This window comes from Marinobacter sp., from assembly GCF_040882185.1.
In the GTDB taxonomy this organism is placed as follows: Bacteria; Pseudomonadota; Gammaproteobacteria; order Pseudomonadales; family Oleiphilaceae; genus Marinobacter.
Genome location: NZ_JBBEBW010000022.1, coordinates 1 through 22,303, shown reverse-complemented (window position 1 = coordinate 22,303; position 22,303 = coordinate 1). Strand labels below are relative to the sequence as shown.

23 protein-coding genes are annotated in these 22,303 nt (G+C 57.7%); 14 read left to right on the top strand and 9 right to left on the bottom strand.

Features of this window, described 5'->3' with window-relative positions; all coding sequences use genetic code 11:
• Positions 1-31 precede the first annotated feature (31 nt).
• The 4 genes from WEB64_RS12675 to glcF all read left to right on the top strand — a co-directional run bounded on the left by WEB64_RS12675 (position 32) and on the right by glcF (position 4,250).
• Complete coding sequence (locus tag WEB64_RS12675) at positions 32-457, top strand: heme-binding protein (RefSeq protein WP_368059132.1); 426 nt, start codon at positions 32-34, stop codon at positions 455-457.
• A gap of 96 nt (positions 458-553) precedes the next feature.
• The gene (locus WEB64_RS12670) at positions 554-1,975 is read left to right on the top strand and encodes an FAD-linked oxidase C-terminal domain-containing protein (protein ID WP_368059174.1); all 1,422 of its coding nucleotides are present in this window, start codon (positions 554-556) and stop codon (positions 1,973-1,975) included.
• On the top strand, positions 1,968-3,026 hold the full coding sequence (gene glcE / locus WEB64_RS12665) for a glycolate oxidase subunit GlcE (RefSeq protein WP_368059130.1): 1,059 nt from the start codon (positions 1,968-1,970) through the stop codon (positions 3,024-3,026). The genes WEB64_RS12670 and glcE overlap by 8 nt, the downstream gene beginning before the upstream one ends.
• Before the next feature lie 15 nt (positions 3,027-3,041).
• Entirely contained in the window at positions 3,042-4,250 is a 1,209-nt protein-coding gene (glcF, locus tag WEB64_RS12660) for a glycolate oxidase subunit GlcF (protein ID WP_368059128.1), read from the top strand.
• A gap of 13 nt (positions 4,251-4,263) precedes the next feature.
• Here the strand turns inward: glcF and WEB64_RS12655 are convergent, their stop codons facing one another.
• The 8 genes from WEB64_RS12655 to WEB64_RS12620 form a co-directional block, all read right to left on the bottom strand.
• Positions 4,264-5,439, bottom strand: a complete 1,176-nt coding sequence (locus WEB64_RS12655; protein ID WP_368059126.1) for a benzoate/H(+) symporter BenE family transporter — start codon at positions 5,437-5,439, stop codon at positions 4,264-4,266.
• Between the two features lie 37 nt (positions 5,440-5,476).
• A complete protein-coding gene (gene benD, locus WEB64_RS12650; protein ID WP_368059124.1) occupies positions 5,477-6,256 on the bottom strand; it encodes a benzoate diol dehydrogenase BenD in 780 nt (259 codons plus the stop codon).
• Entirely contained in the window at positions 6,253-7,281 is a 1,029-nt protein-coding gene (benC, locus tag WEB64_RS12645) for a benzoate 1,2-dioxygenase electron transfer component BenC (RefSeq protein ID WP_368059122.1), read from the bottom strand. The genes benD and benC overlap by 4 nt, the downstream gene beginning before the upstream one ends.
• A 20-nt stretch (positions 7,282-7,301) precedes the next feature.
• Positions 7,302-7,793 (bottom strand): benzoate 1,2-dioxygenase small subunit, encoded by a 492-nt coding sequence (gene benB, locus WEB64_RS12640; RefSeq protein ID WP_368059120.1) that lies wholly within the window; start codon positions 7,791-7,793, stop codon positions 7,302-7,304.
• Entirely contained in the window at positions 7,790-9,166 is a 1,377-nt protein-coding gene (locus WEB64_RS12635; RefSeq protein WP_368059118.1) for a Rieske 2Fe-2S domain-containing protein, read from the bottom strand. The genes benB and WEB64_RS12635 overlap by 4 nt, the downstream gene beginning before the upstream one ends.
• Positions 9,167-9,198: 32 nt before the next feature.
• Entirely contained in the window at positions 9,199-10,140 is a 942-nt protein-coding gene (catA, locus tag WEB64_RS12630; RefSeq protein WP_368059116.1) for a catechol 1,2-dioxygenase, read from the bottom strand.
• Positions 10,141-10,235: 95 nt separating this feature from the next.
• Entirely contained in the window at positions 10,236-10,526 is a 291-nt protein-coding gene (catC, locus tag WEB64_RS12625; RefSeq protein WP_368059114.1) for a muconolactone Delta-isomerase, read from the bottom strand.
• A gap of 14 nt (positions 10,527-10,540) precedes the next feature.
• Positions 10,541-11,665 carry a muconate/chloromuconate family cycloisomerase gene (locus WEB64_RS12620; protein ID WP_368059112.1) on the bottom strand — a complete coding sequence of 375 codons (1,125 nt, stop codon included), beginning with the start codon at positions 11,663-11,665 and terminating at the stop codon, positions 10,541-10,543.
• Between the two features lie 106 nt (positions 11,666-11,771).
• Here WEB64_RS12620 and WEB64_RS12615 point away from each other — a divergent pair, with 106 nt between their 5' ends.
• Positions 11,772-12,674, top strand: a complete 903-nt coding sequence (locus WEB64_RS12615) for a LysR family transcriptional regulator (RefSeq protein WP_368059110.1) — start codon at positions 11,772-11,774, stop codon at positions 12,672-12,674.
• Between the two features lie 39 nt (positions 12,675-12,713).
• Here WEB64_RS12615 and WEB64_RS12610 read toward each other — a convergent pair whose 3' ends face one another.
• The gene (locus tag WEB64_RS12610; RefSeq protein WP_368059108.1) at positions 12,714-13,493 is read right to left on the bottom strand and encodes an IclR family transcriptional regulator C-terminal domain-containing protein; all 780 of its coding nucleotides are present in this window, start codon (positions 13,491-13,493) and stop codon (positions 12,714-12,716) included.
• A 198-nt stretch (positions 13,494-13,691) separates the two neighbouring features.
• Here WEB64_RS12610 and WEB64_RS12605 point away from each other — a divergent pair, with 198 nt between their 5' ends.
• The 9 genes from WEB64_RS12605 to WEB64_RS12565 form a co-directional block, all read left to right on the top strand.
• Positions 13,692-14,507: a CoA transferase subunit A gene (locus WEB64_RS12605; RefSeq protein ID WP_368059106.1), complete on the top strand. Its 816-nt coding sequence runs from the start codon at positions 13,692-13,694 to the stop codon at positions 14,505-14,507.
• The gene (locus tag WEB64_RS12600) at positions 14,507-15,283 is read left to right on the top strand and encodes a CoA-transferase subunit beta (protein ID WP_368059104.1); all 777 of its coding nucleotides are present in this window, start codon (positions 14,507-14,509) and stop codon (positions 15,281-15,283) included. The genes WEB64_RS12605 and WEB64_RS12600 overlap by 1 nt, the downstream gene beginning before the upstream one ends.
• Positions 15,284-15,291: 8 nt before the next feature.
• Positions 15,292-16,494 carry a 3-oxoadipyl-CoA thiolase gene (gene pcaF / locus WEB64_RS12595; RefSeq protein ID WP_368059172.1) on the top strand — a complete coding sequence of 401 codons (1,203 nt, stop codon included), beginning with the start codon at positions 15,292-15,294 and terminating at the stop codon, positions 16,492-16,494.
• A 14-nt stretch (positions 16,495-16,508) separates the two neighbouring features.
• On the top strand, positions 16,509-17,297 hold the full coding sequence (locus tag WEB64_RS12590) for an alpha/beta fold hydrolase (protein WP_368059102.1): 789 nt from the start codon (positions 16,509-16,511) through the stop codon (positions 17,295-17,297).
• Positions 17,298-17,468: 171 nt separating this feature from the next.
• Positions 17,469-18,404 (top strand): methyl-accepting chemotaxis protein, encoded by a 936-nt coding sequence (locus WEB64_RS12585; protein ID WP_368059100.1) that lies wholly within the window; start codon positions 17,469-17,471, stop codon positions 18,402-18,404.
• A gap of 177 nt (positions 18,405-18,581) precedes the next feature.
• Entirely contained in the window at positions 18,582-19,757 is a 1,176-nt protein-coding gene (locus tag WEB64_RS12580; protein ID WP_368059098.1) for an ABC transporter substrate-binding protein, read from the top strand.
• Between the two features lie 98 nt (positions 19,758-19,855).
• Entirely contained in the window at positions 19,856-20,719 is an 864-nt protein-coding gene (locus WEB64_RS12575; protein WP_368059096.1) for a branched-chain amino acid ABC transporter permease, read from the top strand.
• Between the two features lie 12 nt (positions 20,720-20,731).
• Complete coding sequence (locus WEB64_RS12570) at positions 20,732-21,688, top strand: branched-chain amino acid ABC transporter permease (RefSeq protein ID WP_368059094.1); 957 nt, start codon at positions 20,732-20,734, stop codon at positions 21,686-21,688.
• A 2-nt stretch (positions 21,689-21,690) separates the two neighbouring features.
• Positions 21,691-22,303: ABC transporter ATP-binding protein (locus WEB64_RS12565; protein WP_368065645.1), on the top strand; the 613-nt coding region annotated here is incomplete at its 3' end.

The window sequence follows — 22,303 nt, the reverse complement described above, 5'->3', positions numbered from 1 at the left end:
GTCAATTCACCCGTTTCAAGGAGCACACATCATGATGACACTGAAAAGACTGGACCAGGAAGACGCCCGCCTGCTTATCGAAGGCGCCGCCGCCAAGGCTCGGGAAATCGGCATTCCGATGTGCATTGCCATCACCGACGAGTCCGGTAACCTGATTGCCTTCGAGCGCATGGACGGTGGCAAGATTACCAGCATTACGGTCGCCCAGGACAAGGCCTACACTGCAGCCGCAGCACGCAAGGCCACCCACGACTATAACGCAGCCTGCGTACCCGGCAATCTGGTGTTCGGCATCCACACCTCTCAGGGTGGCCGGTTGTGCGTGGTCGGCGGTGGCCTGCCCATCATTGTTGATGGGGAAGTGGTCGGCGGCATCGGTCTCAGTTCCGGCACCCCGCAACAGGATATGGATTGCGCCGAGGCTGGCATTGATTTTTTCAATCTTGATCGTGGATAAAACTGCCCCGTAACGGGCCGGAGTCGCGTTATGAACACTGACAGCAAACCGGTCAACACCGCCGTGAGCAAGCCTGGCAAAGCCGAGCTAGCAGACATGTTCCGGCAGTTTATTGATCCACAGTTCGTCATTACTGATGAAGAGACGCTCAAGCCCTATGAGTGTGATGGTCTGTCGATGTACTGCGTCATGCCTTTGCTAGTGGTACTGCCGGAAACTGTGGAGCAGGTGCAGCAGGTGATGCGTGTGTGTCACCGCTACCGGGTTCCAGTGGTCGCCCGGGGTGCAGGCACCGGCCTGAGTGCTGGCGCTATGCCCGACGCAGGCGGTGTAGTGCTGTCGCTGGCTAAGTTCAACCGTATCCTCGATATTGATCCGGTGGCGCGCTCGGCCCGTCTTCAATCCGGCGTGCGCAATCTGGCGATCAGTGAGGCCGCTGCAGATTACGGCCTCTACTACGGCCCGGATCCTTCATCACAGATCGCCTGCACCATTGGCGGCAACGTGGGAGAAAATTCCGGCGGTGTGCATTGCCTCAAATACGGGCTCACCACCCACAACATTCTCAGCGTCGAGATGATCACCGTGGAAGGTGAGCGGGTGGTGATTGGCAGTGATGGTCTGGACAGCTGCGGCATGGATCTGCTGGCGTTAATTACCGGGTCTGAGGGCTTGCTGGGCGTGATCACCGAAGTACAGGTCAAACTGCTGCCGACCCCGGAGATTGCGCGGGTCATCATGGCTGGCTTCGGCACCGTCGATGACGCTGGCGATGCCGTTGGCGGCATCATTGCCCAGGGCATTATTCCGGCGGGGCTGGAAATGATGGACAGTCATGCAATCGTAGCAGTGGAGGCCTTTACGGGCGCGGGCTACCCGGTGGAGGCCGCCGCCCTGCTGCTGTGTGAGGTCGATGGCACCGAGGAAGAGGTCCAGGAACATATCGAGAAAGCCGAAGCCCTGTTCCGGGATTTTGGCGCCACATCGGTCCGCACCTCGAAGGATGATGTCGAACGGGCATTACTGTGGAAAGGCCGTAAGAGTGCCTTTCCGGCCATGGGGCGGATTTCTCCCGATTATTATTGCATGGACGGCACCATTCCCCGCGCTCACCTGGCGCGGGTGCTGAATGAGATGCAGGACATGTCCAAAAGGTTTGGCTTACGGGTCGCTAACGTATTCCATGCTGGTGATGGCAACCTGCACCCGCTGATCCTGTTCGATGCCAACAAAGAGGGTGAACTGGAGAAGGCCGAAGCCTTCGGCAGCGATATCCTCAAACTCTGTGTCGAGGTAGGCGGCTGCATCACCGGCGAGCACGGGGTTGGTGTGGAGAAAATCCGGCAGATGCCCATGCAGTTTACCGATTCCGAAATCGAACAACTCAATGCCGTCAAAAACGCCTTTGATCCCCAGGGTACATTGAACCCCGGCAAGGGCGTGCCCACCCTGCGCAATTGTCAGGAGTATCGAGCCATTCACCTCCAGCCACAGGCCCCGGAAGTAAACCATGCCTGACATCACCGAGCAGCTTCAGCAGCAAATCAATGAGGTCCGCAGCAAGGGTCGTAAACTGGCCATCGTCGGCGGTGGCAGCAAGCAGTTCATGGGCCGCGACATCAGCGCCGATCGGTTGGAGGTTGGCGGGCATAGCGGCATCGTCAATTACCAGCCGGTAGAACTGGTGATGACGGTCCGCGCCGGTACGCTTTTGAGCGAAATCGAAGCAGCGCTGGCGGAGAAAAACCAGATGCTGTCGTTCGAGCCACCCCGCTTTGGCGACAGCTCCACCATCGGCGGCACCCTGGCCTGCAACCAGTCCGGCCCCGGGCGGCCCTGGTGGAACTCGGTGCGGGACCAGGTGCTGGGCGTCAACCTGATCAACGGCAAGGGTGAAAAACTACGTTTTGGCGGCCAGGTGATGAAAAACGTGGCAGGCTATGACGTCTCCCGTACCCAGGCCGGTGCCATGGGCAGCCTGGGCCTGCTGACAGAAATCAGTCTCAAGGTGCTGCCAAAACCTTCAACCACTATGACCCTGGCCAGAGAAATGGAGCACGCCGAAGCCATCCGTTTCATGAACGCCCGGGCCGCCGAACCCAAACCGTTGTCCGGCGCCTGCTGGCTCGACGGCACTCTATACCTGAGGCTTTCCGGCGCACAGTCCGCCGTGGAAGCCACCGCCAAGCACTGGGACATTCCGGTACTGCAGGAAGGCGAGCTTTTCTGGCAACAGTTGCGGGATCAACAGTTGGAATTCTTCGCTGGCGAGCAGCCACTGTGGCGTTTCTCCATCAACTCCTCTGCACCGACCCCGGCCTTGAAGGGGCATTGGCTGTTGGACTGGGCCGGCTCCCAACGCTGGTATCGCGGTGAAGGCGAGATGGCCGCCATGGAAGCCCATGCCGAAAAAGCCGGGGGACAAGTCAGCCTCTATCGCGGCGGCGACCGGACCGGCGAGGTGATGCATCGGCAACAGCCCGCTCTGCAGGCGATCCAGAAACGCCTGAAACATTCATTTGATCCAGATGCCCTGTTTAATCCCGGGCGACTCTATAGCTGGCTGTAACCTAACGGGTGCTCCATGAAGACCAATCTTGTTGCCGAATTCCAGAACACTGCGGAAGGCCAGGAGGCCGAAGAAATACTGCGGGCATGCGTCCACTGCGGTTTTTGCACCGCCACCTGCCCGACTTATCAGGAGCTCAATGACGAACGTGACGGCCCGAGAGGTCGCATTTATCTGATCAAGGAAATGTTGGAAGGCGCCGAAGTCACCAGCAAGACCCGGGACCACCTGGACCGCTGTCTGACCTGCCGCGCTTGCGAAACCACCTGCCCCTCAGGAGTCGAGTACGGCCGTCTGGTGGACATTGGCCGTGGCGTGATAGAGCAGAAGCTGGAACGGCCCCGCCAGCAGCGTCTGATGCGTCTGGCGTTGCGTAAAATACTACCTTACAGCGAACGTTTTGGGCCGCTGCTGTATCTCGGCCAGTTCTTCAAACCGCTATTACCCGGCGCGCTGAAAACCAAGGTGCCCCCCCGCCGCCGAGCCTCACCGTGGCCCACCACCAGCCATTCCCGTGTGATGATGGCACTTGCTGGCTGTGCGCAGTCCTCCGCCGCCCCCACCACCAACGCCGCTACAGCGCGGGTACTGGATAAACTCGGTATTACATTGGTGGAAGCTCCGGAAGCGGGCTGCTGCGGTGCGGTGAGCTATCACCTGTCTGCTCATGAGGAAGGCCTCAACTTCATGCGCCGCAACATCGACGCCTGGTGGCCTGCCATCGAAGCCGGTGCCGAAGCCATCGTCATGACCGCCTCCGGCTGTGGCGCCATGGTGCAGGACTATGGTCACCTGCTGCGCCATGACCCGGTTTATGCCAACAAGGCACAAAGGGTCAGTGAACTGACGAAAGACATCAGCGACGTGCTGCTGGCAGAAGATTTATCAAAACTGGAATTGAAGAACAATCCGGAGAAAGTCGCCTTTCATTGCCCCTGCACCCTGCAACACGCGATGCAGAAAAGCGGCCTGGTAGAGCAGGTGTTGACCCGGGCTGGCGTTAACCTCACTAAAACCAAAGACAAACATCTGTGCTGCGGCTCCGCTGGCACCTATTCCATCATGCAACCGGAAATGAGCCAGCGACTGCTGAAAAACAAACTCGAAGCCCTCACCATCGAGCAACCCGACCGCATCGTCACCGCCAACATCGGGTGCCAGTTACACCTGGAAACCAAGGCTCAAGTGCCAGTGCAGCATTGGGTCGAGTTGCTGGATCGGTAGAGCAGTACAAAACTCATTTTTTATTGACGCTCCCATTCAGAACGAGGTAGCTGACGTATCCGATAACCACTCCCCAGAACGCGGAGGACAAGCCGAACAGGGACATCCCGGAGGCCGTCACAATAAAGGTGATGAGTGCGGCCTCTCGATGGCTGACGTCCTCCAGCGCAGCGGCCAGATTACCGCCAATAGCTCCCAGTAAGGCAAGGCCTGCCAGCACGGCAATGAAAGCGGCTGGCAATGCGGTGAACAAGCTGACAATGGTACCCGCGAACAGACCACCAATCAGATAGAAAACCCCGTTGAAGACGCCGGCAATGTAACGCCTGTCGGGGTCTTCGTGGGCGTCCTTGCTGGTACAGATAGCGGCAGTGATGGCCGCAACAACCGTGGTAATACCACCAAACAAAGCCATCGGCAAAGAAACCAGGCTTGTAACTCCGATGATTGGCTTCGCTTTTACGTCATAACCCGCGCCTTGAATAATCGCCATACCCGGCAGAAACTGCCCCGTGAGACTGACTAAAACCAGTGGGATCGCCAAGCTGAGAGTTGAACCAATAGTCCATTCCGGCTGGATGAAGTGGGGAACAGCCATGCTCCAGCGCACACCGGCCAGGGAGGCGTTTTCAAGTACCACAGCCAGTACAACACCCGCCATCAACAACAGAACCAACGTGTACTTCGGAAAGAATCGCCGAAATACGACATAAGAAACCAGCATGCCAATGGCCAGCGCGGGAGTGGTTTCAATCGCCGTAAACGCGCCCACACCAAACTGGAACAGGATACCCGCCATCATGCCAGCGGCAATGCCCTTGGGAATGGCACGCACAAAGGCATCGAAGGTGCCGGACACGCCGATGATAAAGATAATAATCGCGGCGGTAATGTAGGCACCGATGGCTTCATTCAGGGACAACTCCGGGAACAGCGTAACCAGCAGCGCAGTACCCGGCGCGGACCAGGCGGTAACCACGGGTGCCTTTAACCAGATAGACAGGATGATGCCGGAGATCGCCGCACCCATGGAAATGGCCCAAACCCAGGAGGTCATCATCTCGGTGGAGATACCCGCGCTCGCCCCTGCCTGGAAAAAAATGGCCAGCGGACCCGAATAGGACACCAGCACAGCCAGAAAGCCGGCCACAATCGCCGGCAGGGAAAGGTCTTTCAGAAATCTCGACATAAGCGTGAATCCGTTAGAATTTGTTATAGATTCAACCTCACCCCAGATCGCCTCCTGCAACGGGAATGACCGTCCCGGTAATATAACTGGCGGCATCCGATGCCAGGAACAGGATCGGTTCAGCCTGCTCGTCCAGGGTTCCATAACGATTCATCAAACTGTTGTCCGTGGTCTGGTCAATCAGCGCCTGATACCACGCCTTTTCCTGTTCGCTCTGCTTATTGGCATTGCGCGGGGTCAAGCGCGGCGGGGCCTCGGTACCGCCAGGTGCCGCAGCATTCACACGGATATTGTGCGGTGCGTACTCATACGCCATATTCACCGTCAGTGCGTTCACGCCGCCTTTGGCCGCGCCATAGGGCACTCTCATCAACCCGCGCGTTGCCACCGATGAGACGTTCACGATCACACCGCCTTCTTGCTCCAGCATGTAAGGCAGTACCGCGCGACAGCACCACAGCGTAGTGAACAGCGAACGCTGGATTTCTTTTTCAATCTGCGCGGGCGTGTAATGCTCGAACGGCTGGGCCCAAATGGTGCCACCAACGTTGTTGATCAGGATATCGATGCGGCCGAACTGTTTTTTCGCTTCTGCCATAATGGTTTCAGCGCCGTCCCAGGTTTCCAGATCGGCCTGAACCGCGACGGCCTCGGCGCCCTGGTCACGCAACTCTGCGGCGAACCCCTGGACATAATCCGCAATATCGACGAGCAGTAGCCGGGCACCTTCTGCGGCGGCCAGCTCGGCTACACGCTTGCCGATACCCTGGGCAGCACCGGTAATCACCATGACCTTCTGAGTGAAACGGGCTTTCATGCGACCTTCTCCTTGGTTGCTGGCGCACTGGGTGCGAATTTCTCATAGTGAAACGAGTTGGGCTTGATGTTCTTCTCGCGGAAGAAGCCCAGCACAGAATCCACCATCGGGGGCGGTCCACACAGATAAACGTCCACATCGCCCTCGTTCAGCGGCGCTTCGTCCATGTGATGAATAACATAGCCCTTGCGTGGATGGTTGCTGTCGTCGCCGGACACACAGGTGACGTAGCTAAAGTTCTCCAGCTCTTCGGTGAAGCGGTCAAGTATGTCCAGGCACACCAGGTCCTCCTCACTGCTGACGCCGTACACCAGATGGGTCGGAAGGTCACAGCCGGTGGCCTTCATGTGCTCCAACTTTGCCAGGAACGGTGCCAGGCCAGTGCCGCCGGCCAGCATCAGCACCGGACGCTCGATCGGCCGCAGGTAAAAGCTGCCCATGGGGCCAGTCAGTTTGACTCTGTCGCCGGTACGCGCCTTGCCCACCAGCCAGGAGCTCATCAGACCACCCGGCACGTTGCGGATCAGGAAGCTCAGATCCCGGCTGCCAGGCTTCGAGCTGAACGAATAGGAGCGGGTTTCCGCACTCTCCGGCACCTCGATGTTGACGTACTGGCCCGGCAGGAACGCCAGGTCGTCGTCTGCAGTGATCTTCAGCTCGATGGACGTCGGTGAAATCAGATTGACCTCGGCGACAGTACCACTGACTTCGGCGTTCCCGGTCTTGCACATGGAGGAAGCGACCGGTACTTCCACCACACAGTCACCGGACGGCACCATCTGGCAGGTGAGCACCATGCCTTGCTCCAGTTCTTCATCGGACAGGGCCTCTTCCAGGTACTCGTCTCCCAGGTCGAATTCCCCCTGGTGACAGGCACCCTTACAGGTGCCACACACGCCATCGGAGCAATCCATGGGCAGGTTGATCTTTGCACGATAGGCAGCATCCAGAACCGTTTCGCCTTCGTTGCAGGACACAAAACGGGTAACGCCGTCTTCGAAATTAAGCGCAATGTTGTAACTCATGATGATGCTCTCCCCATCAATTACAGGTGGTAAACGTCCAATACCTGATTGATGCAATCGTTGTTCAGAACCAGCCGTTTCTCCCGAATCAGCGGTTGCTTGCCGGTGATGTCCAGGGTGTAAAAGGAGGTTCCGAAGAATTCGGCCATCTTTTTGTAACGGTAGGCCTTGGTCAGCCAGTTGAACCGCAGCTTCACTTCACTGTCGTCCTGGGACAGGATCTCCAGATTGCTGATGAAGTGCGTGGTCCGTGGCTCTGGCATGGAGCTGGCACCGGACCGCTCGGTCTTGATCCGATAGATGCGATCCTCCAGGCCCTCCTTATTGGGGTAATAGATGAGTGAAATCTCGCTTTGCGGATCTTCAGTCAACTCATCGTTGTCGTCCCAGGCGGGCATCCAGTAAGTGGCGTCATCGTGGTAACACTCCAGCCATCTGTCCCAATCACGGTCATCCAGAAAACGCGCTTCGCGGATGATAAATTGCTCGATATCGTGGTAACTCAGGCTCATGACGAAGTCTCCTCTGAAGTCACAGGAATGAAACGGGCACGCTCTGCCTCAATGGCGCGTGTCATCTCGACTTGCCAGTGCTGATGGTGATTCACATACAAGCCTTCATCGTCTGGCCGCGCCCCACTCATAATCGGCTTCATGTCGATCTGGTTGGCATGCTCGTCCGGGCCATCGATCCAATGCGTTGCACCACGGCTCATGTCATTCCAACGCATGTCGCTGGCTTCGTAACCGTTCTGGCAGGCGCGGAACTCTTCCAGGTCATCCGGAGTACCCATGCCCGTCACGTTGAAGAAATCCTCATACTGGCGGATACGCTTGGTGCGCAATTCTGCCGGCTCGTTCTTCGGACCAAAGGCATAGATGGTCACTTCCGTCTTGTTGACGCCGATGGGACGAGTCACACGAATTTGTGTTGAAAACTGGTCCATCAGATAAACGTTAGGGTACAGGCACAGATTCTTGGTGGTACGGACAATGGAGTCCGCTCGAGCCTCACCGTAGGTTTCCTTGAGGCGTTCAAGCTGGCTGAAGATCGGGCGTACTTCCGGATTCAATAGCCGGGTCCAAAGCATCATGTGACCGTTTTCAAAGGAATAGAAACCACCGTCCGCGGACCAGCTCTTGGCGTCGACCGCTTCGGTGCCTCCTTTCTCATAGTTACGTTGACCCATGGTGGACAGATAGTTCCAGTGCACGGAGCCCACGTGGTAGCCATCCGCACCGTTTTCAGCCGTCAGCTTCCAGTTGCCCTCGTAGGTGTAGGTCGAGCTGCCGCGGAGAATTTCCAGGCCGTCTTCCGACTGGTCCACGATGTTGTCGATGATCTTGGTGGTTTCACCCAGGTGTTCCTCGAGGGGAACCACATCGGCACTCAGGCTTCCAAACAGAAAACCGCGGTAGTTGCCAAACTTTGGCATCTGCTTCAGGTTGTGGGAGCCGTCGGTGTTGAACTGTTCCGGGTAACCGCCCGTCTTCTGGTCCTTTGCCTTCAGAAGCTGGCCATCATTGCGGAAAGTCCAGCCATGGAAAGGACAGGTGAAGGAGGTCTTGTTACCACGCTTCTTGCGACACAGGGTCGCACCGCGGTGAGAGCAAGTATTCAGAATCGCCTTGAGCTCACCGTCTTTGGTCCGGGTAATGACCACCGGCTGACGTCCAACTGTCACGGTGAAGTAATCGCCCGGCTCGGGGATTTGCTCTTCGTGGGCCAGGTAAACCCAATTGCCCTCGAAGATATACTTCATTTCCAGGTCAAATAGTTCACGGTCCGTGAAGATACCGCGGTCACACTGGTAGCGACCGGTCTCCGGGTCTGCAACAACGGCATTGCGGACCTTTTCAGCAAGTTTTTCGAGTTTTATGGTCATGTCATCTGACTCCTCTTGTTCTTGGGCAGCGCTCAGGCAGCGTCTGTTTCCAGCGCGCGTTGACGTGCATGGCGTTCCTGAAGCTCGGGCTTGTCGGTGGCGACCAGGGTCACGTTGAACTCAACCTCGGTAACCGGACCGGTGACCCCGTGCTGCGCACCGACTTCGGACTGATCCACTTTATTGGCGACCACCACCAGTTCTTCGCGGGTGGCGAAGGCAAAATCGCTGTAGGTGTATTCGTCGCCGGCAATGTTGATCTGGGTGGTCAGGTGCTTGTGGCCGGGTTTGGACACGAAATAATGGATATGTGCAGGGCGCTGGCCGTGGCGACCAAGCTGGTCAAGCAACTGCTGTGTGGAACCCTCCGGCGGGCAGCCGTAGCCAGACGGCATGATGCTCTGGGCAGCGTAACGACCCTCGCCATCGGTCTTGATGCGACGGCGCAGGTTGTACTCGCTCTGGGACTGGTCGAAGTAGGAGTAAGCACCGTTGGTGTCGGCGTGCCAGATGTCGACAATGGCGTTGGCCAATGGCTCGCCGTTCTCGTCGGTAACCTGACCTTTGATCAGAATCACTTCCGCGTCGTTGTCGGAGCCATCGTCCATACGGGCAAAACCATCGCTGATGGGCGCACCGGCAACGTACAGCGGGCCCTCGATGGTGCGGGGCGTGCCGCCGGTCAGTCCGGCCTGTTCGTCTTCGGCATCCTGACGGATGTCCAGGTAACGGTCCATGCCCAGGCCTGGAGCCAGCAGGGCCGCTTCACCGTTGGCACCCAGCTCGCCTACGTAGTAAACGGCGCTCCAGAATTCTTCAGGGGTGACGTCGAAATCCTCAACAATCTGGAAGATATCGTGCATCACGCGGTGAACAATCTTCTTCATTCGCTGGTTACCACCGTCCTGATCAAATCCGGCTACTTTTTCCAGCAGCTCCTTCACATCAGCGGTTTGCATGGTTTTAACGGTCATTGTTGGTCTCCTCGGTCTTTTGTTTTTGTTGCTCAAGACATCCCATCAGTTGGCAACAACGTGCTCTTCGGTCGTCGGTAGTGACGAATACGGGGTTAACGATCATCCTCATGAATCGAGGACGGATGACGGCATAGCGGCGCCACGGTAATGTCCATATAGGGGAACAGCGGAAGGTTGCTGACCAGATCCTGTAATTCAGTGTTATCTTCCACATCAAAGATGCTGACGTTGGCGTAGCTGCCTGCCACCCGCCAAAGGTGACGCCACTTCCCTTGCTCTTGCAGAGCCTGGGCGTACGCCTTTTCCCGAGCCTTGATGTCAGCCACAACGTCAGCTGGCATGTCGTGCGGGATGTTCACCTTCATTTCAACTTTGAACAGCATGTGCGTTTCTCCGTTTATTGGTCTTTGCGGCGATAGAAAGCGAGTTTGTCTTCGTCAATGTCGATGCCCAGGCCCGGGCCTTTGGGCAGGTCCACGCCGTTGTTATGGAAGTTCAGCGGCTTGACCACGATGTCGTCTTTCATCAGCAGCGGGCCGAACATTTCGGTGCCCCAGCGCAGGGTTTCCAGAGTGGACCAGGCGTGCAGGGCGGCAACCGTGCCGATCGTGCCCTCCAACAGGGTGCCGCCATAGAGGCCGATACCCGCCGCTTGCGCAACGGCCGCCTGTTCCAGGGCCCGCACCGGGCCACCGGCCTTGGCGATCTTGAGGGCGACGGCACCGGAAAAACCGGCGGCGGCAAGGCTGTACATTTCGCTGGCATCGGCAACCGCCTCGTCGGCCAGAATGGGGAGATGAAACTTCTGAGCCAGACGTACCAACGCGGCATAATCTTTCATCGGTGTGGGCTGCTCCACCAGATCAATGCCTGCAGCCTGTAATTCCGCCATGCCCCTGGCGGCGGTGGCTTCATCCCACGCCTGGTTCACATCAACACGGACACTGGCGGTTTCACCAACGGCGGCCTTGATCGCAGCCACATGCCGAACGTCGTCCATCAGCGCTCGTGAGCCGATCTTGAGTTTGAAATCACAGTGGCGCCCGGTTTCGATCAGGCCGAGAGCTTCTTCGATATCTTTTTCCGTGTCACCACTGGCCAGGGTCCAAAGCACTGGAATGTGCCCATGCACGGCACCGCCAAATAGATCGGACACCGAACAGTTCAGCCGCTTGCCCTGAAAATCCAGCAGCGCGGTTTCAATCGCGGACTTGGCCAGGTTGTTGCCACGGGTTGAGCGGTTTAACATTACCCTCAGGGTATTGATGTTATCCGAGGGCTGCCCGATCAGTTGCGGTTTGAAATAGGTGTCAATGGTAAGCTTCACGCTTTCGGGGCTTTCCGGGCCGTAGGCCAGGCCGCCGATGGTGGTGGCCTCACCCAACCCCTCGATGCCGTCGGAATCCCTCAGGCGCACAATAACCATGGTTTGAACGCCCATGGTTGTCATCGAAAGCTTGTGTGGCCGGATGGTCGGGATATCAACCAGAATGGCTTCGATGGACTGAATGGTGGCGGACATGGGCTCTCCGAATCGCAAGTTAAAATGCCTGTAATTCGAACAGTACGAAGTTTCAACGATATGAACCAATATTGATTAAGTACTAACCGATACCCTGGAGGTATGGATGGAGCTAAGACACCTGCGGTACCTCGTGGCAGTGGCCGAAGAGCTCAATCTGACCCGGGCGGCGGAAAAACTGTTTATCGCGCAACCTCCCCTGACCCGCGCCATTAAACAGCTTGAAGAAGAAGTGGGTGTGGAACTGTTTTTGCGAAAACCCAGAGGGCTGGAGTTGACGTCCGGGGGAGAATACTTTCTCGAACAGGCACGCCAAATCCTGCACAAGGTCGAGGCCACCGTCGAAGACACTCGCCGGATAGCCCAACATCGCAAAACCGTCTTCTCCATCGGTTTTGTGCCGTCCGTGTTTTATGGCCAGCTACCCTTGATGGTCCGCCGTCTGCGCCGCAACCGGAATCTGGAAATCATTCTCCATGAACTGAAAACCCGGGAGCAGGTGGATGCTTTGAAAAATGGCAAGATCGATATCGGCTTCGGCCGGGTTCGGATCGAGGACCCGGCTGTCGACCAGGAACTGCTGTTCGATGAGCCACTGATTGCTGCACTGCCCTCCGGTCACCCGCTGACCCAGCACCCGCCGTCCATGACGGAACTCGCCAGGTACCCGATGGTCACGTTTCCGTCCGGACCGGGCCCGAATTTCGCCGACATCACTCTGGGCCTGTTTCACCGCAGGGGCTTGCGGGTCCATGTGATCCAACAGGTGAATGACGTGCAGACCGCGCTCTCACTGGTAGCTTCAGATATGGGCTTCACGCTGGTACCAGAACAGGTCAGACGCTTGCACCGGGAAGGAATTGATTACATGCCACTGGAAGACGATAACATCTCCACACCGGTGATTGCGTCCCGGCGTCGGGGCGAGAACCCCAACGCGGTGATGCGGCTGGCGAATACCATTCTGGATGAGCTGGTGGAGAATCGGTTGAGCGGGAGGTATCCGTAAGGGGTGCGCTGAATCAGTCGCGCCCGTAATCCGGCATAATCAGCGCGTCGTTTCCCGGATATTCCCAACTGCGCTTTGCAGGCGTGACAAATACTCTCCGGTCAGGGTTTCCATATCCACCCGCGCAGCGTTGGTACTGATATTGATCGCCCCCAGCAATTCACCGTTACCGGAAAACACCGGCACCGCCACGGAACGCAAGCCCGAATCCAGCTCCTGATCCACAATAGAATAGCCCTGCTCTCGGATCTTGATGATTTTATCCTTCAAAACACTATTGCTGGTCACCGATGAAGCTGTAAACGCTTCAAGTTTCACCCGGGCCAGGAAAGCATCCAGCTCGGCTTCCGGCAACTGCGCCAACAGCACCCGCCCCATGGAGGTATAGGCTGCTGGCAGGCGGGTCCCCACCGACAGGGTAATGGCCATCAGCCGGTGCCGGGCCGCCGAGCGCACCACATAGACCACCTCGTCGCCGTCCAGCACTGCCAGTGAGGAGGACTCCCCCAGCTCAGCGGTAATGTCTTCCAGGTGTTGCTGGATCACCGCGCGGTACTGGTTCGAAGCCTGATAGGCATAACCCAACTGCAATACCCGGGGAGTCAGCTCGAACTGACGGCCACTGCGCTTGACGAATCCGAGGGCATGAAGCGTCAGCAAAAACCGCCGCGCCTTGGCCCGGTCCATATCGGTCCGGACCGCTACTTCACTCAGGGTCATGCGGAGATGTTCGGCATCGAAAGCCTGCAGCACCTCCAGCCCCGAGGCCAGGGCGCCCACGTAATCCCGGTCCCCCGGCTTAAGAATCTGTTCGTCCATTCGGGCTCCTTCAGCACCTTCGGAAATCAGTATCCACGCATGGTAACAGTTGGTTCGCACTCCGAACATCGATGCATTTTTGCCAACTGGTGAAAATTTGTACTTGACGACACCAAAATAATCACGCCATTATGTTCGCATATTAAACATTGGTTCGTATAGCGAACTTATCTAGCAGAGCATGATGGAGACACTTAAATGGCTGAATTTCTCTCCCTTCAGGAAGCCGTGAGCCGCCACATCAACAATGGCGACACGATCTGCATGGAAGGCTTCACGCACCTGATTCCGTTCGCGGCAGGTCATGAGATCATTCGTCAGGAAAAGCGGGATCTTACCCTGATCCGCATGACCCCGGACCTGGTGTACGACCAGATGATCGGCGCTGGCTGCGCCAAAAAACTGATCTTCTCCTGGGGTGGCAACCCCGGTGTCGGCTCCCTGCACCGCCTGCGAGACGCGGTCGAGAAAGGCTGGCCCAACAAGTTGGAGATTCTTGAGCACAGCCACGCCGCCATGGCCTGTGCCTACGAGGCCGGTGCTGCCGGACTGCCGTTCGCAGTTCTGCGCGGTTACATAGGCAGCGACCTGCCGAAAGTGAATGACCAGATCAAATTCATCGACTGCCCGTTCACAGGTGAGCGCCTGGCTGCAGTGCCGTCCGTGCGCCCGGATGTCGCCGTGATTCACGCCCAGCGCGCCGACCGTAAGGGCAACGTGCTGATAGAAGGCATCGTCGGCATCCAGAAGGAAGTGGTGCTGGCCGCCAAACGCAGCATTGTAACGGTAGAAGAAATTGTCGACGACCTGGGCGCCAGTGTGAACGCTTGCGTTTTGCCGTCCTGGGCCATTACCGCCATCGCCGAGGCGCCCAAAGGTGCCAGCCCGTCCTATGCCCTGGGCTATTACGACCGAGACAACGCCTTCTACAAAGAGTGGGACGGCATCGCCCGGGATCGGGAAACCTTTCAAACCTGGCTGAAAGACAACGTATTCGACAAAGGAGCTGCGTAATGAGCCTTGAATTTACCTCTTCGGAAATGATGAGCGTTACTGCCGCCCGGGCGTTGACCAGCGATATGACCTGCTTCGTCGGCATCGGCCTGCCCAGTGAGGCAGCCAACCTGGCGCGCCTCACTCACGCACCTGATGTTACCCTGATTTACGAGTCCGGCACCCTGCAGACCAAGCCGGACGTACTGCCGCTGTCTATAGGCGACGGCGAGCTGTGTGAATCCGCCCTGACGACGGTCGCCGTGCCGGAAATGTTCCGTTACTGGCTCCAGGGTGGGCATATCAGCATCGGTTTCCTGGGCACCGCCCAGATCGACCGCTATGCCAATCTCAATACCACGCTGATCGGCGACTACCGGGAGCCGAAAGTCCGCTTGCCCGGTGGCGGCGGCGCTCCGGAGATTGCCACCAATGCGAAAGAGGTGTTTATTACCGTCAAGCACTCCAAGCGCACCTTCGTGAAGGATGTGGACTTCGTAACCACCGTCGGCTTCGGCCGTGACGGTAAGGCGCGGGACAACGTGCCCAACATCGGCCGGGGGCCCACCGTGGTGATCACCGACCTGTGCATTCTGAGACCGGATCCCGAGACCAAAGAGCTGGTCGTGACTTCGCTGCACCCGAATGTGTCACGGGAACAGGTGATTGAGGCTACCGGCTGGGACATCCGTTTCGCGGACCAGCTGGACACTACGCCGGAGCCAACCGCTAAAGAACTGGAAGTACTGCGGGACCTGAAAGCCCGTACCAGCGCCCATCATGAAGGCCAACAATGAGGTCCACTATGACTGACGTTTATCTTTGCCATCCCCGCCGTTCGGCCATTGGCCGTTTCGGCGGCACCCTGGCCGGTGTTCGCCCGGACGACCTGGCCGCACATGTCTTCAAGGCGGTGCTCGAACAGGCGCCGGAGCTCGACCCCGCTGCCATCGACGAGGTGATGATGGGCTGCGCCAATCAGGCCGGTGAGGACAACCGTAATGTGGCTCGCATGTCAGCTTTGCTCGCTGGCTTGCCCACCTCGATACCTGGAACCACCCTCAATCGACTCTGCGGCTCCGGCATGGACGCGGTCGGCAGCGCCTTCCGCGCTATTCGCGCCGGTGAAATGGAGCTGGTGCTGGCCGGCGGCGTGGAGTCCATGTCCCGCGCGCCCTATGTCATGGGCAAGGCCGATTCCGCGTTTTCCCGTGGCCAGGAGATTGAAGACACCACCATTGGCTGGCGCTTCGTGAACCCGCTGATGAAAAAACAGTACGGCACCGATTCCATGCCCGAAACGGCGGAAAATGTCGCCGAGCAGTATCAGGTATCGCGGCAAGATCAGGATCTGTTCGCGCTGCGCTCCCAGGAGAAGACCGCCCGGGCGCAACAGGCGGGTACCTTCGCTGAAGAAATCGTGCCAGTCAGTATTCCACGCCGCAAGCAGGAGCCGCTGGTGTTCAATATCGACGAACACCCTCGCAGCATCACCCTCGAAAAGCTCGCCGCCCTGCCCACGCCTTTCCGCGACAACGGCAGTGTGACCGCCGGTAATGCTTCCGGTGTCAACGACGGTGCGGCTGCCATGTTGGTGGCCAGCGAAAGCGCCGTAAAAACCCACGGTCTGAAACCGATGGCGAAAATCCTCGGTATGGCCACCGCCGGTGTCGAGCCGCGGGTGATGGGCATGGGTCCGGTTCCCGCTGTGCGTAAACTGCTGGAGAAACAGGGCATCGGCATCGATGATATTGACGTGATCGAGCTTAACGAAGCCTTTGCCGCACAGGGCCTGGCGGTTCTGCGTGAGCTGGGCATCGCCGACGACGATCCCCGGGTGAACCCCAACGGCGGCGCCATCGCGCTGGGCCATCCGCTGGGCATGTCCGGGGCACGATTGCTGCAGACCGCCGCCCATCAGCTACAACGTAGCGGCGGCCGCTACGCGCTGTGTACCATGTGCGTGGGCGTCGGCCAGGGTATTGCTACACTCATCGAACGGGTCTGAACCGAGGAGCCAATATGGCGTTTCTTAAACACAATGGCCGCACCCTCTGCTACCGCCTGCTGGGTGACGGCGACAAACCACTGTTGGTATTGGCCCATCCCCTGGGCATGACCCAAGGGGTATGGGACAACATGATTCCAGCGTTGCTGGGCAAATTCCGGGTAATGACCTGGGACCTGCCAGGGCACGGAGCAAGTGCAGCCTGGCCAGACCAGTCCGATGAGATCACGCCGGAAGACCTGGCCGAGGAAACACTGGCACTCGTTGCAGTGGCCGGCGCAGAAAAATTCCACTTTGTCGGCACATCGATTGGTGGTGCAATCGGCCAGCAACTCATCAGCCAGCATCCTGGCCGGTTGATTTCCGCCACACTCACCAATACCGGCGCCGTCATCGGCACCCCCGAGGCCTGGAATACCCGCTCTGCCAACGTATTGGAGCTCGGTCTCAGTACCATGGCAGTGGATATCGTACCGCGCTGGTTCGGCCCGACCGCCTGCGACCAACAACCGGCCCTGGTGGAAGGGTGGCGCGTGATCATGGGGCGCGGGGATGATCGCAGTTACGCCCTGTTATGCGAAATGCTGGGGCGGGTCGACTACCGAAAGAGACTCGGCGAGCACCGTGTGCCACTCCAGTTGATTGGTGGTTCCGACGACGTTGCCACGCCGCCGGAAACCCTGAAGACACTGGCCCATTGCAGTGGCGCGCAGGAACCGATCATTCTGGAGCGGGTTGGCCACGTCCCCTCAGTTGAATGCCCGGACCAATTCAGCGAAATCCTGATCAATAACCTGGGCTGAGCGCCACCCCTGAAACCAGGCCCGGTAGCATCCAGGCCTGGTTCCTTCCACTCCTTCCCAAGCCACTTTTCAGAATTCGGACAAAGCTCTGCATTGTGCGGATAGGCTCAGCCGCATATATGACTTAGCGTTTCTGCCCCATGCGAACCCATTCCTAGCGGAAACAGCACCATGAACAACACCCACATCTCCGAACAAGAAACCTCTGAAGCCGGATCGTCCAAGGCGCCGGTTTACGGAACGCTGATCCTCGCGATCGGCGGCACCGCTGCCCTTGCCATCATGGCAGACGGAACAGTACAGACCACGCTTGCGACCATCACTGCCGGCGTAGTTGCTACCTCGCTTGCGTTCTGCGCCAGGCTGCAACCGACCATTGTCACCATCCGGGAAAAACCCCCAGGGCCAAAAGTAGAAGCAGAGGCAGTACCAGAACCGGTGCCCGACATCCCTGTTCCGCAAACTTCAACAGAAACCCCCAACCCAGAACTGATTACTCACCTGGATGATCTGCGCAGCAATGTGGACGTGATTCTTGAAGAAATGAACGAGGCTGGCAAACTCGCCAAAGCCTCCGGCGCCAAGGTGGCCCAAAGCGCGAACTGCATTTCCGGGTCCGAGGCGTCTATTCGGGAACTGGTGGCCTACATGAACAGCATCAATGACGTCTTCACCCAATTGGGTAAACAGTCCGAGGAAATCGGCAGCATCGTCGGTAACATCCAGGACATCGCCAAACAGACCAACCTACTGGCATTGAATGCCTCTATTGAAGCCGCCCGTGCCGGGGAACATGGTCGTGGCTTTGCGGTGGTCGCCGACGAGGTGCGACACCTGGCGGTACGCGCCAACGAATCCAGCGAAGGCATTCGCGCCATCGCCAACAGCCTGAACACCACTTCAGTGGAGGCGGGCAACGGCATGGATAATATCCGCGAGTCATGTAACCAGTGCCTCGACCAGTCCGGCGAGGCGTTACAGGCAATGAAGGATATCCAGGACGGGGCCCTGGCGCGGATGGAAGTCGTCCAGGGTATTACTGACAGGTTGCTGGTTCAGCGGGAGCTCACCCAACAGTTGTACGGCGACCTCAGCACGGAGGACTGACGTGCTGTAACCGAATTACTGGTTCGCCCTCATTTTTTTAACAGCCAACTGACTGAATTTCAACGTTCCGTTATTGCCTCTGCAATTAGAGGACACCCCTGTGCAGAAAACGGATATTTTCGCCGCATCTTCACGCCTCTAATGACAGAACCCACAACAACAATCTGAGGTGTGAAAATGAGCAGGATCAAATCCCTTGCCGGTGCTGTACTGGCAACCACCCTGACCGCCGGGCTTTCAACCTCTGTCCTGGCGGCCGCCGGAGACCCGGTAAAAATCGGTATCATGCTGCCGTTTAGCGGCATTTACGCACAACTGGGCGAAGCGGGCCGGGATGGCCTGAAATTGGCGCTGAAACAGCAGGCCGAACAGTTGCACGGCTCCGAGGTCGAGTACATTGAGCTGGACACCGAAGCCAAACCTTCCCGTGCGCCGGAGCTGGCCTCTTCCCTGCTGAATCAGCACGAAGCGGACTTTGTGATTGGCCCGGTTCACTCCGGTGTTGCCATGGGCATGATCAAGATGCTGCGCGGCAAGGACACCATCATGATTATCCCCAACGCCGGAGCTGCAGCCGCCACCGGCCCCCTGTGCGCACCGAATATCTTCCGGACCTCGTTTTCATCCTGGCAGCCTTCCTACCCCATGGGGCAGGTCGCCTTGGATAAGGGCTACCAGAAGGTATACGCGATCAGTTGGAACTACGGCATGGGCCGCGAGAGCCTGGACGCATTCGAGGAATCGTTTACCGCCGGTGGTGGCGAGATTGTCGAGAAGGTTCTTCTGCCGTTCCCGTCCACCAACTTCCAGCCCCATATCAGTGATATCGCAGCCACCAACCCGGACGCGGTGTTCACCTTCTTTGCCGGTGGCGGCGCCATCAAGTTCGTGAAGGACTACGACGCCATGGGCCTGCGTGGAAAAATTCCGCTGCTGGGTTCCGGCTTTCTCACTGAAGGCACTCTCCAGGCTCAAGGCGATGCCGCCGAAGGCGTGATGACCGGCCTGCACTACGCCGAGCAATTGGATGTTCCCAAAAACCAGGAATTCCGCGAGGCCTTTAATACCGAATACGGCCACTATCCGGACATATACGCGGTCCAGGGCTATGACGCTGGGCAGGCCATTGCCAGCACCATCAACCAGCTCGAGGGTAACATTTCGGACAAGCAGGCTGTCATCAACACCATGGAGAAGCTGACCATCGACAGCCCAAGGGGAGAGTTCACTTTCTCCAAGGCCCACAACCCGATCCAGAACATCTATCTGCGGGAAGTAAAAGATGGCGTGAACGTGGTGCAAAGCGTGGCTGCCGAGGCGCTGGAAGACCCCGCCCGTGGCTGCAAACTCTGAGATCGGGCCCGTTGGCTCCCGGCAACCGCCGGGAGCTTTCCCCGAAACTACCTGCCTGCACCTGAACTGATTTCTCCGTAAAACCGTTGGGTATCCCTATGTCTACCGAACTTTTCTTCGTGCAACTCATAAATGGTATTCAGTATGGGTTGCTTCTGTTTCTGATCGCCTCCGGCCTAACCCTGGTCTTCGGCGTTATGGGCATTCTGAATCTGGCCCATGGTTCCATGTATATGGTAGGCGCCTATCTGGTGTGGTACTTCGTCGCTGTCACCGGCAGTTTTACGGTCGCCGCCATGCTCTCGGCGGTGGTCGCACTGGGCCTGGGCATACTGATTGAACGGCTGTTGATTCAACGGCTGTATAACCGTAACCACTTGGATCAGGTGCTGCTGACCATTGGCATGATCTTCGTATTCAACTCCCTGCAAAGCATTCTCTGGGGCAATGATCCTTACGGCGTGGCTGTTCCGGATGCGCTGAGCGGAGCCGTGCCTTTCACTGACAACTCCAGCTACCCGATCTATCGGATTTTCGCAGCGCTTATCTGCATCGCCATTGCCGTTGCCCTGTATTTCGTGGTGAGTAAAACCCGTCTGGGCATGCTGATACGTGCAGGTGAATCCAACCGGGAAATGGTGGAAGCCCTGGGTGTCAATATCAAAAGCCTCTACACCATTGTGTTCGCCATCGGCGTCATGCTGGCCGCCGTTTCGGGCATCATCGCCGCGCCCATGCGCTCCATTGTTCCCGGCATGGGGGAAAGCGTGCTGATCACCTGTTTTGTGGTGGTGGTGATCGGAGGTATGGGCTCCATCAAGGGTGCCTTCGTGGGTGCGCTGCTGGTCGGCATTATCAGCACCTTTGCGGCCGTCCTGATGCCGACCATGTCGAACATGATTATCTACATCTTTATGATCCTGGTGCTGTTGGTGAAGCCCCAGGGCCTGTTCGCCAAGTAAGCGGAGCCGAACATGATTTTTGAAAAGCGCACTGAACGCATTTTCCTGACGATCTTCTTCCTGATCGCTCTATGCATTCCCCTGTTCCTTGAAGAGAACTCCTTCTTCGTGGGGAAAATCACCACCGTCCTGATCCTGGCCGTATTTGTGATGTCGCTGGATTTTCTGGTCGGGCGGGTGGGCCTGGTAACCCTGGGGCACGCCCTCTTCTACGGACTGGGTGGCTACTTGTTCGTTATCCTTACGCCCGAGTATGAAGCGGTCAACTTCTGGATCTACGCTTTCTACGTCCTGGGAATCAGCGCCCTGGTCGCCCTGATCGTTGGTGTTGTCGTACTCCGCACCTCGGGCATTTACTTCATTATGATTACCCTGGCGATCTCACAGATGGCCTACTACTTCTTCTTCGACTCTTTGGAGTTCGGTGGTAACGACGGTCTGTTCATTTTCATGAAGCCGGAAACCAGCATTCTTGGCGTGAACTTCCTGAATCTGGATAACCCTTCGCACTTCTACTATCTGGCGCTGCTGGCCGTGCTAATTACCCTGCTCGTCATCAAGATCATACTGCGCTCGCGCTTTGGTCGCATTGTGGAGGCCAGCCGTCTGAATCCGGAGCGTACCGAGGCGCTGGGTTACAACATCTTCGCCTTCCGCCTGATCAGCTATGTCATCGGTAGCACCCTGGCGGCCTATGCCGGGCTGCTGTTTGCCTTGCAGTACGGTTACGTGAACCCGCAGTTCATGACCTGGGAGGTTTCCGGTACGGCGTTGGTGATGGCGATCCTTGGCGGTATGGGGACGATCTACGGGGCCATTCTGGGCACCATCACTTACGAAGGCCTGCTGTATCTCTTCGAACATATGAGCGAAGACTGGATGCTGTTTATGGGCGGCGCCATCATCCTCATGGTCCTGCTACTGCGCAAAGGCCTGGCCGGTTATCTTGAAAAGCTGCTGGAGAAATGATCATGGCCGACAACATCATTCTGGAAACGGAATCCCTCAGTAAACACTGGGGTGGCATAAAAGCACTCGATGATATTTCGCTGCAGTTTCACGACCGGCAACTGCACGGAGTGGTAGGTCCAAACGGGGCTGGCAAAAGCACGTTGCTTAACATGCTGTGTGGAACGTTAAAGCCCACAAGCGGTTGCATCCTGCATAAGGGCGAACGAATCGAGGGCATCAAACCCTGGAAATTCGTGCGCCGTGGTATCGGCCGCAGCTTTCAGAAAACCAACATCTATATCGATGTTACCTGCCTCGAAAACTGTGCGGTCGCAGCACAGCGACGGTTTGCGGGCAGCTTTAACCTGTTCGCCTCACGCCACACCAACAAACTGGTTCGGGAAGCTGCGGAAAAAGCTCTTCATCAGGTTGGCCTCGCTGACCGCATCAATACGATTGCGGCGGAAATCTCTTACGGTGAACAACGGCAACTCGAGTTAGCCATGGTACTGGCAACCGATCCTTGCATCCTGCTACTGGACGAACCCATGGCCGGTATGGGTCACGAGGAATCCCAACGCATCATCGAGCTGCTGGGCGAGCTCAAGCAAACCTACTGCATTGTGCTGGTGG

What these genes read in the sequence shown, in the direction of transcription:
- WEB64_RS12580 (WP_368059098.1), top strand. Translation starts at nt 18,582, where the DNA reads ATGAGCAGGATCAAATCCCTTGCCGGTGCTGTACTGGCAACCACCCTG.
- glcE (WP_368059130.1), top strand. Translation starts at nt 1,968, where the DNA reads ATGCCTGACATCACCGAGCAGCTTCAGCAGCAAATCAATGAGGTCCGC.
- glcF (WP_368059128.1), top strand. Translation starts at nt 3,042, where the DNA reads ATGAAGACCAATCTTGTTGCCGAATTCCAGAACACTGCGGAAGGCCAG.
- WEB64_RS12615 (WP_368059110.1), top strand. Translation starts at nt 11,772, where the DNA reads ATGGAGCTAAGACACCTGCGGTACCTCGTGGCAGTGGCCGAAGAGCTC.
- WEB64_RS12585 (WP_368059100.1), top strand. Translation starts at nt 17,469, where the DNA reads ATGAACAACACCCACATCTCCGAACAAGAAACCTCTGAAGCCGGATCG.
- WEB64_RS12570 (WP_368059094.1), top strand. Translation starts at nt 20,732, where the DNA reads ATGATTTTTGAAAAGCGCACTGAACGCATTTTCCTGACGATCTTCTTC.
- WEB64_RS12635 (WP_368059118.1), bottom strand. Translation starts at nt 9,166, where the DNA reads ATGACCATAAAACTCGAAAAACTTGCTGAAAAGGTCCGCAATGCCGTT.
- WEB64_RS12655 (WP_368059126.1), bottom strand. Translation starts at nt 5,439, where the DNA reads ATGTCGAGATTTCTGAAAGACCTTTCCCTGCCGGCGATTGTGGCCGGC.
- WEB64_RS12600 (WP_368059104.1), top strand. Translation starts at nt 14,507, where the DNA reads ATGAGCCTTGAATTTACCTCTTCGGAAATGATGAGCGTTACTGCCGCC.
- WEB64_RS12590 (WP_368059102.1), top strand. Translation starts at nt 16,509, where the DNA reads ATGGCGTTTCTTAAACACAATGGCCGCACCCTCTGCTACCGCCTGCTG.
- WEB64_RS12670 (WP_368059174.1), top strand. Translation starts at nt 554, where the DNA reads ATGTTCCGGCAGTTTATTGATCCACAGTTCGTCATTACTGATGAAGAG.
- benC (WP_368059122.1), bottom strand. Translation starts at nt 7,281, where the DNA reads ATGAGTTACAACATTGCGCTTAATTTCGAAGACGGCGTTACCCGTTTT.
- WEB64_RS12620 (WP_368059112.1), bottom strand. Translation starts at nt 11,665, where the DNA reads ATGTCCGCCACCATTCAGTCCATCGAAGCCATTCTGGTTGATATCCCG.
- WEB64_RS12605 (WP_368059106.1), top strand. Translation starts at nt 13,692, where the DNA reads ATGGCTGAATTTCTCTCCCTTCAGGAAGCCGTGAGCCGCCACATCAAC.
- pcaF (WP_368059172.1), top strand. Translation starts at nt 15,292, where the DNA reads ATGACTGACGTTTATCTTTGCCATCCCCGCCGTTCGGCCATTGGCCGT.
- catA (WP_368059116.1), bottom strand. Translation starts at nt 10,140, where the DNA reads ATGACCGTTAAAACCATGCAAACCGCTGATGTGAAGGAGCTGCTGGAA.
- benD (WP_368059124.1), bottom strand. Translation starts at nt 6,256, where the DNA reads ATGAAAGCCCGTTTCACTCAGAAGGTCATGGTGATTACCGGTGCTGCC.
- WEB64_RS12675 (WP_368059132.1), top strand. Translation starts at nt 32, where the DNA reads ATGATGACACTGAAAAGACTGGACCAGGAAGACGCCCGCCTGCTTATC.
- WEB64_RS12575 (WP_368059096.1), top strand. Translation starts at nt 19,856, where the DNA reads ATGTCTACCGAACTTTTCTTCGTGCAACTCATAAATGGTATTCAGTAT.
- WEB64_RS12610 (WP_368059108.1), bottom strand. Translation starts at nt 13,493, where the DNA reads ATGGACGAACAGATTCTTAAGCCGGGGGACCGGGATTACGTGGGCGCC.
- benB (WP_368059120.1), bottom strand. Translation starts at nt 7,793, where the DNA reads ATGAGCCTGAGTTACCACGATATCGAGCAATTTATCATCCGCGAAGCG.
- catC (WP_368059114.1), bottom strand. Translation starts at nt 10,526, where the DNA reads ATGCTGTTCAAAGTTGAAATGAAGGTGAACATCCCGCACGACATGCCA.